Raw genomic sequence first — 15,070 nt, forward strand, 5'->3', positions numbered from 1 at the left:
CGTAGACATACATATACGCGCACGCCACCCGAACGCGACGAGGGAGACGCCCTGACCATGCCCGCCAGCTCCGGCAACGGCGCCGTGACACGCAGCACCCTGCGGCAGCAGATCGCCGACGCGCTCCGTGACGAGGTGCTGGCGGGGCGGCTCCAGCCGGGCCAGGCGTTCACGGTCAAGGAGATCGCCGAGCAGTACGGGGTGTCCGCGACACCGGTGCGCGAGGCGCTCGTCGACCTCTCGGCGCAGGGGCTCCTGGAGGCCGACCAGCACCGCGGCTTCCGGGTCCACGAGTACTCGGTCGACGACTTCCGCGGCATGATCGAGGCCCGCGGGCTGGTCATCGAGGGCATGTTCCTCGCGCTGACCGAGGGGCGCCCCAATGCGGTACGCCCGGACGATCCCCGGTCCGCCGCCGTGGTCGCCGGGGTCCGCAGGCGCGGCGAGGAGGCGCAGCGGGCCGCCGCCGCCGGTGACCTCATCGTCCTCATCGGCTACGACCTGCGCTTCTGGCGCGAGCTCGGCGCCTGCTTCGGCAACCCCTACCTCGCCGACTTCCTGCACCGGCTGCGCGTCCAGACCTGGGTGTGCGCGGTGCAGCACCTGCGGCGGCTCACCGATCTGCGCGGCGAGCTGTGGGCCGGCCACACCCTGCTGGTCGACGCCCTCATCGCCCGCGACAACGACGCCGCCCGGGCGATCATCGCCGCGTACAACACGCACTCGCTCAGCCTGATCGAGCGGCTCGCCTCCCGATGACCCGAGTCGCCGCTGCCGACATGGGTATGGGACATGCACGGCGGGAGCCGTGACCGCGGCGCACCGCTACCCTTCTTGACCACCGTGCTACCCGACCACCGCTCTGAGCGAGGAGCCTTCTTTGGCCTGTGACCTGTGGCTGGTACCGCTCGTGGACGTGTTGTGCCACACGCCGGACAACCCCTTCGCCGAGGAACTCGCGCAATACAACAAGGTGCTCGCCGAGGCCGGCCTGCCGCCGGTGCCGGTGTACCAGTACATGCCGGGCCTGTCCGGCGAGGTCGCCCCGATCGCGGGCTTCGACTACGACGCGCTGCACTTCCTGCGCCGGGCCTATCTGCTCCAGGTGTGCGGCCTGCCGGTCACGCCCGTGGACGAACTCGGCGGCGACTACGAGCAGTTGCTGGAGATGTTCGAGTCGACGGCCCAGCAGTCGCACCTGGTCTGGCACTACGACCACGCGGGCGCCTACGTCCCCGTCGACTTCCCCGGCCCGCTGGCCGACGACGCCCTCCTCGCCGGCGGCGGCCCGCTGGGCTCCTCGCACGCGCTGCTGCGGGAGCTGGAGGTGGTCGCCCCGGCCCTCGGCATCGACCCGGCCAACCCGCCGGCGGCCCCGCAGCCGCCGCTCGCCCCGACGGAGCTGGAGGAACCCGCCGTGCCCGCCCCGTACGACCCGAGCCCGTTCGCCCGCGAACGGCACGTCTGGCTCGGGCTGCACGCGGCCGTGACCCGCAGTCTCGCCCAGGGGTCGATGATCGTCTTCAGCTGAGCCCCGTCGTCGGCCGGACCGGCGGCTCAGCGTCCCAGCTGGGAGAGGCCCTTCTGCACGTCCTCCATGTTCATCACGGGCGTGTAGGAGATCTCCGCGCCCAGCTGGAGGAAGAAGGGCTCGCTGAGAACCGGCATCTGCCAGCTGTCCTGCATGTCGAAGAACACGTAGGCGGTGCGCTTGCCGTGGTCGGTGGTGAAGTAGGCCGCTTCGGGCTTGATCTGTTCCATCGACTCCTGGATCAGCTTGCCCAGGGTGCCGTTCCGGATGGCCTCGTTGGCCTTCTCCGTGTCCATGGATGCCTTGAGCAGTACGCGCATCGTGGTCACCTTCTTCTGGTCGACGCACGCGGGGGTACGAATTCAGCGTATGCCGGTTCCCGGCAACTCTCCCTGCGACGGAACGCAGGCCGGCCCCCGTTCACACGGGGGCCGGCCTGCGGACGCGGGGGCGGGTCAGATGAACGAGTTGATCTCGATCGTCTCGTCCCGGCCCGGACCGACGCCGATCGCGGAGATCGGGGCGCCGGACATCTCCTCCAGCGCCTTCACATACGCCTGGGCGTTCTTCGGCAGGTCACCGAAGGTCTTGGCCTTGGAGATGTCCTCGTTCCAGCCCGGGAGCATCTCGTAGACCGGCTTGGCGTGGTGGAAGTCGGTCTGGGAGTACGGGAGCTCCTCGACGCGCTTGCCGTCGATCTCGTACGCCACGCAGACCGGGATCTGCTCCCAGCCGGTGAGGACGTCGAGCTTGGTGAGGAAGAAGTCGGTCAGGCCGTTCACGCGGGTCGCGTAGCGGGCGATGACCGCGTCGAACCAGCCGCAGCGGCGGTCACGGCCGGTGGTGACACCGCGCTCCCCGCCGATGCGGCGCAGCGCCTCGCCGTCCTCGTCGAACAGCTCGGTCGGGAACGGACCGGCGCCGACGCGGGTGGTGTACGCCTTGAGGATGCCGATGACCCGGCTGATCTTCGTCGGGCCGACACCGGCGCCGGTGCAGGCACCGCCCGCGGTCGGGTTCGACGAGGTGACGAAGGGGTACGTGCCGTGGTCGATGTCGAGGAGCGTGCCCTGGCCGCCCTCGAACAGGACGACCTTGTCCTCCTCCAGCGCCTGGTTGAGGACCAGGACGGTGTCGGAGACGTACGGCGCGAGCTTGTCGGCGTAGCCCAGCAGCTCCTCGACCACCTGCTCCACGGCGATGGCGCGCCGGTTGTACAGCTTGGTGAGGACCTGGTTCTTGACGTCGAGGGCAGCCTCGACCTTCTGCGTGAGGATCGACTCGTCGTACAGGTCCTGCACGCGGATGCCGACGCGGTTGATCTTGTCGGCGTAGGTCGGGCCGATGCCGCGCCCGGTCGTGCCGATCTTCCGCTTGCCGAGGAAGCGCTCGGTCACCTTGTCCACCGTCACGTTGTACGGGGTGATGATGTGCGCGTTTCCGCTGAGGAGGAGCTTGGACGTGTCGACGCCACGCTCGTTCAGACCGCTCAGCTCGGAGAGCAGGACCGACGGGTCGACGACGACGCCGTTTCCGATGACCGGCGTACAGCCGGGAGACAGGATTCCGGAAGGGAGGAGGTGCAGTGCATACTTCTGGTCACCCACGACCACCGTGTGGCCGGCGTTGTTGCCGCCCTGGTAGCGCACTACATAATCCACGGAGCCACCGAGAAGGTCGGTGGCCTTTCCCTTGCCTTCGTCACCCCACTGAGCACCGAGCAGCACAAGTGCGGGCACGCGCGTACACCCCTTCCGGGCGGGGCATGTCCATGGTCGAGGGCGAACGCGCAGGATCGCAGCCGCGTGCACCGCGACCGTCGTTGGCCGCCAACCGTCGGACCGGATGCCCCGGAATAGACGAAGCCCCTGGCGCAATAGCGCAAGGGGCTCTTGCACAAAGATGCTACCCGAGGAAGCGAGGCATGGCCGAGGTGGCGACTTCCGCGACGTCCGAGCAGCTGCTGGTGGTGGTCGATCCGGTCGCCCGTAGGTCCGACGGCGAGTCCGTCCGGATCGCGAAAGACGTGCTCGGAGCGGGTGCCGGCATGAAGCTGTGCCTGCCGGACGGGCCGGAGGAGTTCGCCCGGGCGCTGGCCCGGCGGGGCTCGCGGCGACCGGTCGTGGTGGGCGACGACCGGGCCCTGATCCGCGCGGTGGCGCTGCTGCACCGGCACCGGGAGCTGGCCGGATGCGCGCTGTCGGTGGTGCCGGTCGGGGGCGCGCAGTCGCTGGCCCGGTCGCTGGGGGTGCCGTCGGGGACGGTGGCGGCGGCGCGGGCGGTGCTCGACGGGGTCGTGCGGCGCATGGATCTGATGGTCGACGACAGCGACGGGGTGGTGCTCGGCGCGCTGCGGATACCGCCGTTGCGGCCCGCTCCGGCCGGGACGCTCCTGGAGGACCCGCCGGACGGGGACACCGTGCCGGGCCACCCGTGGCTGCGCACCTGCCAGTCCCTGGTCCGGACGCTGGTACCGGCGGGCCGCCCGTCCCGGGTCGCCGCCGCGCCCGAGCCGGGGCCGTCCCGGCTGCGGGTCGAGGTGGACGGGGAGACGCTCGTCGACCTGGACCAGCCGGTGGAGGCGGTGTCCGTGGCGCCGGGCGCCGCGGGGATCGCGTCGGTGGAGGTCAGGCCGCTGTCGGTGGGCGCGGAGGCCTCGCCGCTGCTGGCCGAGGGCCGGACGGTGACGGTGTCCGGGGCGCACTTCCGCTACCGCGCGGACACGGTGGTCTCGGGGCCGGTACGGACCCGGACGTGGGTGGTGCGGGAGGACGCCTGGGGGCTGACGGTGCCGTCGGGGCGGTGAGCGGGCCCGGGGTCTGTCGTCGAATGATCTCCGATCGGGAATCATGGTCGGGCGATACGTCGCCATGAACTGTCCGAAGCCGATCGGGTCTTCGCGCAGCCGCTGCTGCCCCGGCCGAGCGGAGGCGCAGGCGACTGGACGCCCGGACGGTACTCAACGCCGGCGGGCCGAGGACGGCACCTTCGCGCCGGGTGCGGCCCCATCAGGTTCTTTCACGGGATGGCGCAAAAAGTCACAAGGCTTATGCACCGATGTTGTAAGCGTGCTGAGACTCGACCGTTTCACCACCGAGAACCCCTGATCGGACGTTTAGCACAGGGCCGCCAGGGGATGATGTCGCCGCGACCAGTAACCGATGCCCAGATCGAGACGTTTCCCGCATGGGTGAGCGACCATATCCGTGTCCCGCAACGCCCTGAAGGACACGATCACCGTCTCTAGGAGCCAGAATGACGCGCTGGGGCATCGTCGGTACGGGAAAAATCGCAGTCGCGTTCACCGAAGCGCTGCGGGTGACCGAAGGTTCGCGATTGGTGGCCGTGGGCACGCGCGACATCAGGAACGCGGCGCGCCTCACGCGTTTGGCACCCGAGGTCCGGGTGCACTGCGGTTACCAGGCACTGATGCGGGATCCCGAGGTCGATGCCGTGTATGTCGCCACCCCTCACACGGAACACCGATCAGCGTCTCTCCTCGCGCTTGAGCACGGAAAGCCCGTACTCTGCGAAAAGCCGTTCGCGATCAATCATTCCGAGGCAGCGGACATGGTGAGGGCGGCACGCGAGCGCGGCGTCTTCCTGATGGAAGCAATGTGGACGAGGTTCACTCCTGCGATGCGGGAAGTTGTGCGCATGGTCGCGGACGGCACGATCGGCCAGCCGCGCGCCCTCGTGGCCGAACTCGGCTGGTACAGCGATCCGGATCCGACACACCGGCTGCGGAACCTGGAGCTCGGCGGCGGCGCCCTGATGGACATCGGCATCTACCCGGTGTCACTGGCCCACCACCTGTTCGGGCGTCCCGTCGGCATCGCGGCGACCAGTACCCGTGCGACTACCGGCGCGGACGAACAGACCGGGGCCGTCCTCACGCACGAAGGCGGTCAGCTGACCAGCCTGATGTGCAGCATCCAGGTCGACTCCCCCGCGCACGCCGTGATCCTGGGCACCGGCGGACGCATCGAGATGGACCGCTGGTACAACCCCACGGCCTTCGACCTGCTGCTGAGCGACGGGAGCAGGATCCCCCACCGGTTCCCGCACCGCGGAAACGGGATGGAGCACGAGGCGGAGGAGGTCAGCCGGTGCCTTGCGGCCGGCCGGCTGGAGAGTCCGCTCATGCCGCTGGACGAGACCCTGTCCATCATGGAAACGATGGATGCGATCCGATCCAAGATCGACCTGCGTTTTCCGGCGGACGCTATTTTCGCCGGCTGAGGCACCTCACAGGACCTCGTGCAATGCCACCTCATAGTCGTAGTTGTACGGATCGTGATCGACGAAGGACACCCGCAGCAAGGCGACCGAGTCTTCGGGATCGTCGGGCAGGTGCCGGTAGTTCATGAGGTTCGAGAGGTACTGCGATATGGCATGCGTCCCGATGGCGTAGATTCCGGCGAACAAGTAGATGTGCTTGCTCGGATTCCACGGATTTCGGTACCGGGCGACGACGCAGTAGTCCGACATCTCGGCGTTCCCGGGCGACTTCGAGGGATCATCGGCGATGTATTCCCTGGCCGTTTTCAGGTCCTGGATGTAGCGCTTTCCGTCCGTATGACAGAAGCGCACGCAGATGTTTCCGGGACCCAGCTCCTCGAAGACCCGGCGTGTGAATTTGTTGCCGAACGGTGAGCAGATCAGGACGACGTTGTCTCCCATGTACGTGTCCGCCTCCTCCAGGGCCACCTGATCGGCCACCCAGCGGGTGGACACCCCCATGCGTTCCAGCGCACGTTCCACTTGCTGGGCGACGCGGACGTCACAGTCCGGGTAGAAGACGAACTGCTCACCGTCGTTCAGGGTCGAGCTGATGACCAGCGGCACCCTGTCACCGTTCCGCAGTCCTTTGAAGAACCTCTCGATGTGCACGAGATCACTCGTGGCGTTGGCGAGGTCCGACAGGAACGACTTGAGCTGCTCGCTGGGGTTCGCCCCGGGCCATCCCGAGAGGTCGATCGTCTTGATGCCCCGGCGCGCGAGGTCGTCGATCTCCATCGCCGAGGCGTGCGGCACGCACAGGTAGTGCGTCTGCGCCATGTTCCCCATGTTGTACAGGACGTTGTCGTAGATGTTGTTGAAGTCGGGGTCGCTCAGGCTGTACCCCACGAACAGGAACATGTGGTGGATGAGGTCGCTCTGGAGCGTGTTGATCGTGACGCTGTTCGCGTTGACGAACCGCGCGTAGTCGTCCCTCGTGATGATCAGTGTCTGCGGCTGGGAGAGCGTTCCGTGGATCTTCCTGACCACGTGCCCGTGGATGTCGGAGGAGGCCCGTGCCGCCTCCTCGCTCGCGACGACGCTGAACCGCTGCCCCTGGTCCCGGAGGGCGTCCTCCAGCAGTTCGTCGTAGTTGGTGGTGTAGAAGGTGGTGCAGGGCAGCCGGGCCAGGAGGCGGTGCACCTCCGACCGCACGTTCCGCCGGTCGCCCAGCAGTTCCCGCACCGTGGAGAGCAGCAGCCGGCGGTTGAACCGGTTCTCGTAGTACTGCGGGATCTTGTTCAGCTCGGTCGTGGGGAAGCCCCCGTCGGGGCCTGGTTCGATGTCCAGTTCCAGGGCGAGCCGGGTGACGAACTGCTGCCAGGTCGGCAGGCCCGCGTCGACCGAGGCGCCGGCACCCACGAAGACTGCGCCGCGTCCGCCGCGGAAGGCCGATACCAGGTCGCTGGGAAGGTGCACGGGTGCCTCCGAAGGGGTGTCACGCGCTCGCGTCGCGGGTGGTCACAGGGTCGAAGATGTGGCCCTGGCCTGTCCGGTGGCCAGGGCCATGGTGGTCAGCGAGGGATTCGCCGCACCGGATCGGGGAAAGGCGGCCGGCCCCGCGACGCGGACGGCCGGCAGGCACCGCAGGGCTCCGTAGTCGTCGGCGACCGAGGACCCGAGCGGCAGCGTGCCGGACTCGTGGTCCACGCTGCCGAGGGGGTAGACGTAGGGGAAGAAGGCGATGCCGTCGCCGTCGCCACGATGCGCACGGGCCCGCGTGCGGGCCGGGAGGTACTCAGGTGAGCCCGCTGCGAAGTGCCACTCGCCGGTGGGCAACGGTTTCCCCGCCAACCGTTCCGCCAGTTCCCCCAACTGCCGCGTCTGGTGCCCGATCACGCAGTGGTCCCGCGCGCTGAACCGGACGTCCACGACGGCGGGGGCACCGGGGGCCCTGGGGACGCGTACCGCCGAGTCGCCACCGACCTGCTCACCCATGGTCCACGCGGTGAGCAGCACCCGATCGGGATCGGAGGTCTCCGTGACGTCCACGAAGAGGTTGGATTCCGTGGGGTCGGTCCTGGGGACGTAGCAGAGCGCATCGCCGGGCAGGCGCGGCAGAGCCAGCACGCGGCGTGGCACGGAGGCGGTGAACCCCTGCACGATGTGGTCGTTCAGGCCTTCCAGCCGGCACTCGTCCGTCCCTGCCACCCGCATCATCAAGCGTCCCGCCAGTACGGTGGTCGGCAGCGTGCCCGCCGCGAGGCACACGCGTTCCGCGACCAGGACCCGGTGGCTCCCGCCGGAGTCCAGTGTCAGGGCCACCCGGCCGGAGGCCGTCGGGGTCATCTCCAGCACCTCGCACCGCGCGTGCACCGGAGGCAGGCCCCCCGGCTCCTCCCTGAGCCAATGCTCTACCGGGGAGTACGGAACGCGGATGCCGGTGGCGCGGTCGAATCGAGCCGCCTGCGGCACCGTCCGGGCGAAGTAGCCCTGGGCGAGGAGCCACTTCAGCACAGCGGCCTCCAGGGGCCCCCGGGAGGCGTCCAGCGGCTCGCCGAGCCAGTCCTCCAACCGCCGTGCAGTGTCGGCGTACCACCCGCTGCCGCTCACGGAGCCCAGGGCGTCGACGACCGAAGGGGGCCATGCCCCGGCGCGCAGTACGTCGTTCTCGATCGGGAGGCACACACCGTGCCAGTAGAGCGAGCGGCCGCCGACCCGGCGCCGGATACCGGAGGAACGGTGGAAGTGGGGCGGACGGTTGCTGGACCAGGACCGGGCGAAGTACGGATCGGCTGCGGCCGTGTGCCACAGGCGCAGCCCGATGTCCCCGGGGAGGCTGTTCTTGTGCCGGAGATCGCCGACCGGTCCCGCTTCGAGAACCACACAGGACCGCACGCCTGACAAAGCCAGTTCCCGCGCCATGGTCAGCCCGGCGATGCCGGATCCGACGACGGCCACCTGGCAGCTCTCCGGTAAGTGCATCATCGCATCGCCCCCGGGTTTCACTGATCGGCTGTCACATCGCGCCAGAGTGGCTGAGCACCCCGGAAATCGAGGTATTGGACCTTCGTGGGTGTTCCGGAAGAACCGTGGTGCGGATCGCGGCCCTCTGCCGGCAGGGTGTGTCGCTGTCTCGGCACCAGTGCGCCGTCCCGGCGCATGATCGGATATTCGACCTCCAGCACGCGGCAGAGCAATGCCGACACGTTCGCCTGGACGTTCCGGCCCGCCGTGGGGACGGGGCTGTGGAAGTTGCGCTCCGGGTCGGCGCGCATGATGTGCAGAATTTCAGCGAGAGCGCTGACGCATCCTGCTGTGGCGACCGAAGTGAGTCCTGCAACGAACGTGCACCAGTGGGACTTTCCCATCGCGGCGGCGAACGGATTCCGGCAGGCAAGAATCATTCCATACGCAGGGTACATGCGGTCGTCGATGTCGTATGCGTCGGATTCAGCCAAGGGGAAAACGCCCGCAAGCCCGTCGAGATTCACATGCACGTAGGTCGATCCATAGTTCGCCACCCCTTTCCGTTCGCTTCGCATGCCCATCGCCAGCGGGACGCTGCTGGTGGGTGTGGCGAAAGAAGCGAACACCGTCTCGTACAGGGCGGCATGCCAGAAATTGACGTCGGGCCCGCCGACCACGACGACATCGTGCTCCGCGAGCCGACGGGCGTCCACGCAGTGTTCCGGCATGAGCAGCGGAACCTCGTGCCCGGGTTCCGCCAGGGCGGCGGCCAGCCGCGCGGCGAAGGTGAGATCGCCTACGGCACCCGAATGGTCCCCGTCCGGGGCGCCGGCCGGCAGTTCCCTGCTGAAGGTGATGTCGGGGACGGGAACACCGAGTGCGTACCGGTCCAGTTGCACGAAGGAGTAGCCCTTGCGGTTGGCACGAATCGGAACCGGTAATTCACCCGGGTCGGGCAGGTCCCGGGATCCGCTCGGAACGACGATCAACGGCGCATCGGAGGGAATCAGGGAGCGCAGGCCCCCGAGATACACCGGATCGTCCACCGCGGCCGACGCCACACGGCGTACTGGTGCTCCCGGCGTGACTTGCCGCATCGACGATCGCCGCGGAGCCAATTGGGAATCGGTGTAACTGGCGGCGAGCACCACGTACCGCAACCGCGCGGATGGCACGGCGAAGGCGCCGAGGAAGACGAGTGCGCCGACGATACACAGGGCCACATAGGACCACAGGGGCCACACCACCCCGGCTGCGGACAGGAATCCCGCCAGTACCGCGACGGAACTGACCGAACTGACCAGGGCACGCAAAAGGTGAGTTCGAACATGCCTGCGGACACGTTCGGTTCTTGTGGTGAGAAAGTTGCGCCCCATACCCTCCCCCGCGATAAATCACGCAGCCCGAGAGGGCGCCAAAAGAATATGCTCCTGTTCGGACCTCCTTTACAACCCCCCTGCGGTTGGCGGGTCTTCATGCGGGCGAAGACGTACTCGACCCGGGCACGGACCTGCTTGTGGGACTTGTTGTGTTCCTCCAGTCCGGAAGCTCGGTCAGGCGGCGTATTCGGCGCCGGACTCCTGCCATGCCTTGCGGTCGTTGCGGTTCCCGGCGAGCGGCCGGCCGACCACGAGGACCAGGCGGGTGTCAGCAACGATGACACCTTGGTGGTCGGCCGGGCATCGGTAGTTCTTCGACCGCTCGGCGATGCTGTGGTCGGACGCCCCCGAGGCGGCCTGACCAGCAAGATTCTCCTGGCCCGCGACGGTGCCGGCACGGCCTCGCACGTCCTGGGCGCCAAGGGTTGCAGCTCCAGAGCAAATCCACACCTGGCCGAGTCGGCGCGATCAAGCCACACCACCCCCGAGCGTGGGCGTGACATCCGGCGACAGAACCTAGGGGCCCTCCGGCCCGAACATCTCGTCGCGGTGCACCCGCCAGCGCTCCATCAGCGCGGCGAGTTCACCGTCGAAGAACTCGAAGAACGCCAGCGTCTCGGACAGGCGGCGGCCGGCCGGGGTGTCGGCGCCGAGGCTGGTGACGCCCTCGCGCAGGGCGCCCTCCCAGCGCTTGAGGACGGCGTCGCGGTTGGTCAGGGCCTCGTACCACTGGTCGCCGTGCACCCGGTAGCGCTCCCGGCGCGAGCCCGGCTCCCGTTCGCGGGAGACCATGTGCGTCTGGGCCAGGTAGCGCACCGCACCGGACACCGCCGCGGGGCTGATCCGCAGCTGTTCCCCCAGCTCGGCGGAGGTCATCGAGCCCGTGTCGGAGGACAGGAGCGCGGCGAAGACCCGGGCGGGCATGCGCGTCATCCCCGCCTCGACGAGCTGCGCCGCGAAGGACTCCACGAACCTCGACACGACCTCCGCGTCCCGGCCGGTACCGGTTGATTCCGTCATGCACCTCATCCTATCCGCGATTCACACGCTTCCTTAACTTCACAAATTTCTGAAAGAAGCGTACGTTCTGGAGCATGACGAAGGCCATCACCGTCTCCGGACTGCACAAGTCCTTCGGGCGGACGCATGCTCTCGACGGGCTCGACCTGGAGGTCGCCGCCGGCGAGGTCCACGGCTTCCTCGGCCCCAACGGCTCCGGGAAGTCCACCACCATCCGGGTCCTGCTCGGCCTGCTGCGCGCCGACTCGGGCGCAGCGCAGGTCCTCGGCCGCGACCCGTGGAAGGACGCGGTGGAGGTGCACCGCCGCATCGCCTACGTCCCCGGGGACGTCACGCTGTGGCGCAACCTCTCCGGCGGCGAGGTCATCGACCTCTACGGCCGGCTGCGCGGAGGGCTCGACGCGAGGCGCCGCGCGGAGCTGATCGAGCGCTTCGAACTCGACCCCACCAAGAAGGGCCGCACGTACTCCAAGGGCAACCGGCAGAAGGTCGCCCTGGTCGCCGCCTTCGCCTCCGACGTCGACCTGCTGATCCTGGACGAGCCGACCTCGGGTCTGGACCCGCTGATGGAGGAGGTCTTCCAGGCGTGCGTCGAGGAGGAACGCGACCGGGGCCGTACGGTCCTGCTCTCCTCCCACATCCTCAGCGAGGTCGAGGAGCTGTGCGACCGCGTGAGCATCATCCGCGGCGGCCGTACGGTCGAGAGCGGTTCGCTCGCCGACCTGCGCCATCTGACCCGGACCAGCGTCGTCGCCGAGCTCGCCGGCCCGCCCGACGGCCTGGCCGAACTGCCCGGCGTGCACGACCTCGACGTGCAGGGGCACCGCGTCCGGCTCCAGGTCGACACCGACCGGCTGAACGGCGTCCTGCGGTCGCTGAGCGAGTCGGGCGTACGGTCGCTGACGTCGACACCGCCCACGCTGGAGGAGCTGTTCCTGCGGCACTACCAGGACGAGCCGGACGCGGCGGTGGCCCGATGACCACGTTCGCGGTACGGCCCGGCAGTTCACGCCCCCTGGCCGGCACGGGCACCCTGCTGCGGTTCGCCCTGCGCCGCGACCGGGTGATGATCCCCGTGTGGATCGCGGTGAACGCGCTGATGGTCCTCTCCATGCCGGGCACCCTGGAGGGCCTGTACGGCACCCCGGCCGAACGCGCCGACCTGATCCGGCAGATGGAGACCAACTCCTCGCTGCGCGCGATGGTCGGCCCGGTCTTCGGCGACTCGCTGGGCGCCCTGACGGCCTGGCGCGTGGGCGTCTACGCCGGTGCCCTGGCCGCCGTGATGAGCCTGCTGATCGTCGTACGGCACACCCGGGACGAGGAGGAGAGCGGCCGTCAGGAGCTGGTGGCGTCCGGGATGGTGGGCCGCCGGGCCTCTCTGACGGCGGCCCTGCTCGCGGCGGCGGTCGCGAACGGGGTGCTGGCGCTGCTGGTGACGGCCGGGCTGGCCGGGCAGGGCGCGACCGGCGCCCTGGCCCTCGGGCTGGGGATCGCCGCCGTCGGGATGGTCTTCGCCACGATGGCCGCGATCGTCGCGCAGCTGACGGAGAGCGCACGGCTGGCGCGCGGCCTGACGGCGGCGGTGCTCGGCGCCGCGTTCGTCCTGCGCGCGGCGGGCGACTCGGCGACGGACGACGGCTCGTCGGTCCTGACCCGGCTGTCGCCGCTGGGCTGGCTGGAGAACCTGCGGCCGTACGCGTACGAGCGCTGGTGGGTGCTGGCCCTGTTCGCCGGGGCGGTGGCCCTCCAGGGCGCGGTGGCCTACGCCCTGGCCGGCCGCCGGGACCTCGGCATGAGCTTCCTGCCGACCCGGCCGGGCCCGGCATCCGGCCGGCTGGGCAGCGCGGGCGCCCTGGCCTGGCGGTTGCAGCGGGGCGGCGTGCTGGGCTGGAGCATCGGCTTCTTCCTGGCCGGGGTCGTCTACGGCGGCATGACCGACGGCGCGGCCGACCTGGTGGGCGACAACGCGGGCGCACGGCGCATCATCGAGCGCATGGGCGGCCAGTCCGGCCTGACGGACGCGTTCCTGGCGTCGATGGTCGGGATGCTGGGGCTGATCGCGGCGCTGTACATCGTGGCGTCGGTGCTGCGCCTGCACGGCGAGGAGACCTCGGGGCGGGCGGAACCGGTCCTGGCGAACGCGGTGGGGCGGGTGCGCTGGGCCGCCGGTCATCTGGTGATCGCCTTCGGCGGCGCCGCCCTGATCATGCTGCTGGCCGGGCTCGGCCTCGCCGTCGGCTACGGCAGGGAGACCGGCCCGATCCTGGGGGCGTGCCTGGTGCAGCTCCCGGCGGTGTGGGTGGTCGGCGGGGTGGCGGCGCTGCTGCACGGGGTCCTGCCCCGGGCGGCCCTGGCGGCGTGGGGCATCGCCGGGGCCGTGCTCCTGATCGGCTGGGTCGGGCCCGCGCTGGACGTACCGCAGGCCGTGCTGGACGTCTCGCCGTTCGGGCACCTGCCGAAGCTGCCGGGCGGAGCCATGGACTGGGGGCCGGTGCTGGTACTGACCGGGCTGGCGGTGCTGCTGGTCGCCGGAGGGCTGGCCGGGTTGCGCAGGCGGGACATGACCACGTGATCGGTACCCGTCGACGCGTACCGATCACCCCACCTCCACGGCCAGCCCCTCCAGCCCCCTGATCACGAAGTTCGGCTTCCTCTCGGGCTCGGCCGCGAGGCGCAGGGTCGGGGCCTTCTCCAGCAGCGCCCCCATCGAGGCGGCCAGTTCGATGCGGGCCAGCGGTGCGCCGATGCAGTAGTGGATGCCGGCGCTGAAGGAGATGTGGGGGTTGTCCGGGCGGGTGAGGTCGAGCGCGGACGGGTTCCGGAACACCCCCGGGTCGTGGTTGGCGGAGCCGAAGAGCATGGCGATCTCCGCGCCACGCGGGATCGTCGTGCCGGCGATCTCGATCTCGTCCAGGACCCAGCGTTCGAACAGCTGGAGCGGGGTGTCGTACCGCATCAGTTCCTCGATCGCGGAGGGGATGAGCGTGTGGTCCGCGCGCAGCAGCTCCAGCTGGGACGGGTTGCGGAACAGGGCGTACCAGCCGTTGACCGTGGCGTTCACCGTGGCCTCGTGCCCGGCGTTGAGCAGCAGCACGCAGGTGGAGATCATCTCCTGCTCGGTGAGCCGGTCGCCCTCGTCGTGGGCCTCGATGAGCCCGGAGACGAGGTCATCGCCCGGCTCCTTGCGGCGGGCCGCGATCAGGTCGCGCAGGTAGTCGGAGAACTCCACCGACGCCCGGACCGCCTTCGCCGCCGTGTCCTCGGACGGGCTCAGTTCGTACATCCCGCAGATGTCCGCCGACCAGGGGCGCAGCGGGGCCCGGTCGGACTCCGGGATGCCGAGCATCTCGGCGATCACCGCGACGGGCAGGGGCTCGGCGACGTCCTTCAGCAGATCGCCGCCGCCCGCCTCGACCAGCGCGGACGCCAGGTCGTCGGCCAGGCCCCGCACATACGGCTTCAGCCGCTCCACGGTGCGCGGCGTGAACGCCTTCGACACCAGGCGGCGGATCCGGGTGTGGTCCGGCGGCTCCAGGTCGAGCATCCCGTGGTCGTTGAGCGTGTGGAACGGCTCGTGCTCCGGCGGGGGCGCCGTGCGGCCGAACTCCTCGTGCGTGAACCGGTGCTGGTACGTCCGGCCCAGACGCCGGTCGCGCAGCAGTGCCGAGACGTCCGCGTGGTGCGGGACGAGCCACTGGTCCGTGGGCTCGAACCAGTGCACGCGGCCCCGGGCACGCAGCTCGGCGTAGGCGGGGTACGGGTCGGCGAGGAACGCCGGGTCCCACGGGTCGAATGCAGCCATGCCGGGACGCTAGCCCCAGAACCCCGTCCCTGACCAGGGGTGTTCCCTCACACGACAGGGACACGACGGGAACGATCTTGCGACATCAAGATCGTTAAGCTGGCCGGGCCGTGTGAGCGGCACGAGTCTTCGCAAGGAAAGAAC

The 15,070-nt window shown here is 69.6% G+C and carries 13 protein-coding genes and 1 pseudogene; 6 read left to right on the plus strand and 8 right to left on the minus strand.

Going from position 1 to position 15,070, the window contains the following annotated elements; translation table 11 throughout:
- The first annotated feature begins 57 nt into the window (after positions 1–57).
- Both BJ965_RS17510 and BJ965_RS17515 read left to right on the plus strand, forming a co-directional pair.
- Entirely contained in the window at positions 58–759 is a 702-nt protein-coding gene (locus tag BJ965_RS17510; protein WP_184909528.1) for a GntR family transcriptional regulator, read from the plus strand.
- A 121-nt stretch (positions 760–880) separates the two neighbouring features.
- Complete coding sequence (locus BJ965_RS17515) at positions 881–1,531, plus strand: hypothetical protein (protein WP_184909529.1); 651 nt, start codon at positions 881–883, stop codon at positions 1,529–1,531.
- Positions 1,532–1,557: 26 nt separating this feature from the next.
- Here BJ965_RS17515 and BJ965_RS17520 read toward each other — a convergent pair whose 3' ends face one another.
- Both BJ965_RS17520 and BJ965_RS17525 read right to left on the minus strand, forming a co-directional pair.
- Positions 1,558–1,851: a hypothetical protein gene (locus tag BJ965_RS17520; protein WP_184909530.1), complete on the minus strand. Its 294-nt coding sequence runs from the start codon at positions 1,849–1,851 to the stop codon at positions 1,558–1,560.
- A gap of 135 nt (positions 1,852–1,986) precedes the next feature.
- The gene (locus BJ965_RS17525) at positions 1,987–3,270 is read right to left on the minus strand and encodes an adenylosuccinate synthase (protein ID WP_031109635.1); all 1,284 of its coding nucleotides are present in this window, start codon (positions 3,268–3,270) and stop codon (positions 1,987–1,989) included.
- A gap of 185 nt (positions 3,271–3,455) precedes the next feature.
- Between BJ965_RS17525 and BJ965_RS17530 the strand changes: the two genes are divergently transcribed.
- Both BJ965_RS17530 and BJ965_RS17535 read left to right on the plus strand, forming a co-directional pair.
- On the plus strand, positions 3,456–4,337 hold the full coding sequence (locus BJ965_RS17530; protein ID WP_184909531.1) for a diacylglycerol kinase family protein: 882 nt from the start codon (positions 3,456–3,458) through the stop codon (positions 4,335–4,337).
- Positions 4,338–4,786: 449 nt separating this feature from the next.
- Positions 4,787–5,773 (plus strand): Gfo/Idh/MocA family protein, encoded by a 987-nt coding sequence (locus tag BJ965_RS17535; protein WP_184909532.1) that lies wholly within the window; start codon positions 4,787–4,789, stop codon positions 5,771–5,773.
- Positions 5,774–5,779: 6 nt separating this feature from the next.
- Here the strand turns inward: BJ965_RS17535 and BJ965_RS17540 are convergent, their stop codons facing one another.
- The 5 genes and pseudogenes from BJ965_RS17540 to BJ965_RS17560 form a co-directional block, all read right to left on the minus strand.
- Positions 5,780–7,231, minus strand: coding sequence for an SIR2 family protein (locus tag BJ965_RS17540; protein ID WP_184909533.1), 1,452 nt, complete (start codon positions 7,229–7,231; stop codon positions 5,780–5,782).
- 42 nt (positions 7,232–7,273) lie between these two features.
- Entirely contained in the window at positions 7,274–8,740 is a 1,467-nt protein-coding gene (locus BJ965_RS17545) for a GMC oxidoreductase (protein WP_184909534.1), read from the minus strand.
- A gap of 17 nt (positions 8,741–8,757) precedes the next feature.
- Positions 8,758–10,035, minus strand: a complete 1,278-nt coding sequence (locus tag BJ965_RS17550; protein WP_221514604.1) for a hypothetical protein — start codon at positions 10,033–10,035, stop codon at positions 8,758–8,760.
- A gap of 131 nt (positions 10,036–10,166) precedes the next feature.
- Positions 10,167–10,440: pseudogene (locus BJ965_RS17555) on the minus strand (IS5/IS1182 family transposase); the annotation flags it as partial.
- A 177-nt stretch (positions 10,441–10,617) separates the two neighbouring features.
- Positions 10,618–11,121 carry a GbsR/MarR family transcriptional regulator gene (locus BJ965_RS17560; RefSeq protein WP_184909535.1) on the minus strand — a complete coding sequence of 168 codons (504 nt, stop codon included), beginning with the start codon at positions 11,119–11,121 and terminating at the stop codon, positions 10,618–10,620.
- A 74-nt stretch (positions 11,122–11,195) separates the two neighbouring features.
- Here BJ965_RS17560 and BJ965_RS17565 point away from each other — a divergent pair, with 74 nt between their 5' ends.
- Both BJ965_RS17565 and BJ965_RS17570 read left to right on the plus strand, forming a co-directional pair.
- Positions 11,196–12,101 carry an ABC transporter ATP-binding protein gene (locus BJ965_RS17565; RefSeq protein ID WP_184909536.1) on the plus strand — a complete coding sequence of 302 codons (906 nt, stop codon included), beginning with the start codon at positions 11,196–11,198 and terminating at the stop codon, positions 12,099–12,101.
- Entirely contained in the window at positions 12,098–13,696 is a 1,599-nt protein-coding gene (locus BJ965_RS17570; RefSeq protein ID WP_184909537.1) for an ABC transporter permease, read from the plus strand. The genes BJ965_RS17565 and BJ965_RS17570 overlap by 4 nt, the downstream gene beginning before the upstream one ends.
- Positions 13,697–13,720: 24 nt before the next feature.
- On the opposite strand, the gene BJ965_RS17575 is transcribed toward BJ965_RS17570, so the two are convergent.
- Positions 13,721–14,926, minus strand: a complete 1,206-nt coding sequence (locus BJ965_RS17575; RefSeq protein ID WP_184909538.1) for a cytochrome P450 — start codon at positions 14,924–14,926, stop codon at positions 13,721–13,723.
- Positions 14,927–15,070: the final 144 nt, after the last annotated feature.

Origin of the sequence: Streptomyces luteogriseus (genome assembly GCF_014205055.1) — a bacterium.
GTDB lineage: Bacteria > Actinomycetota > Actinomycetes > Streptomycetales > Streptomycetaceae > Streptomyces > Streptomyces luteogriseus.

What these genes read in the sequence shown, in the direction of transcription:
- BJ965_RS17510 (WP_184909528.1), top strand. Translation starts at nt 58, where the DNA reads ATGCCCGCCAGCTCCGGCAACGGCGCCGTGACACGCAGCACCCTGCGG.
- BJ965_RS17520 (WP_184909530.1), bottom strand. Translation starts at nt 1,851, where the DNA reads ATGCGCGTACTGCTCAAGGCATCCATGGACACGGAGAAGGCCAACGAG.
- BJ965_RS17530 (WP_184909531.1), top strand. Translation starts at nt 3,456, where the DNA reads ATGGCCGAGGTGGCGACTTCCGCGACGTCCGAGCAGCTGCTGGTGGTG.
- BJ965_RS17535 (WP_184909532.1), top strand. Translation starts at nt 4,787, where the DNA reads ATGACGCGCTGGGGCATCGTCGGTACGGGAAAAATCGCAGTCGCGTTC.
- BJ965_RS17545 (WP_184909534.1), bottom strand. Translation starts at nt 8,740, where the DNA reads ATGATGCACTTACCGGAGAGCTGCCAGGTGGCCGTCGTCGGATCCGGC.
- BJ965_RS17560 (WP_184909535.1), bottom strand. Translation starts at nt 11,121, where the DNA reads ATGACGGAATCAACCGGTACCGGCCGGGACGCGGAGGTCGTGTCGAGG.
- BJ965_RS17565 (WP_184909536.1), top strand. Translation starts at nt 11,196, where the DNA reads ATGACGAAGGCCATCACCGTCTCCGGACTGCACAAGTCCTTCGGGCGG.
- BJ965_RS17570 (WP_184909537.1), top strand. Translation starts at nt 12,098, where the DNA reads ATGACCACGTTCGCGGTACGGCCCGGCAGTTCACGCCCCCTGGCCGGC.
- BJ965_RS17575 (WP_184909538.1), bottom strand. Translation starts at nt 14,926, where the DNA reads ATGGCTGCATTCGACCCGTGGGACCCGGCGTTCCTCGCCGACCCGTAC.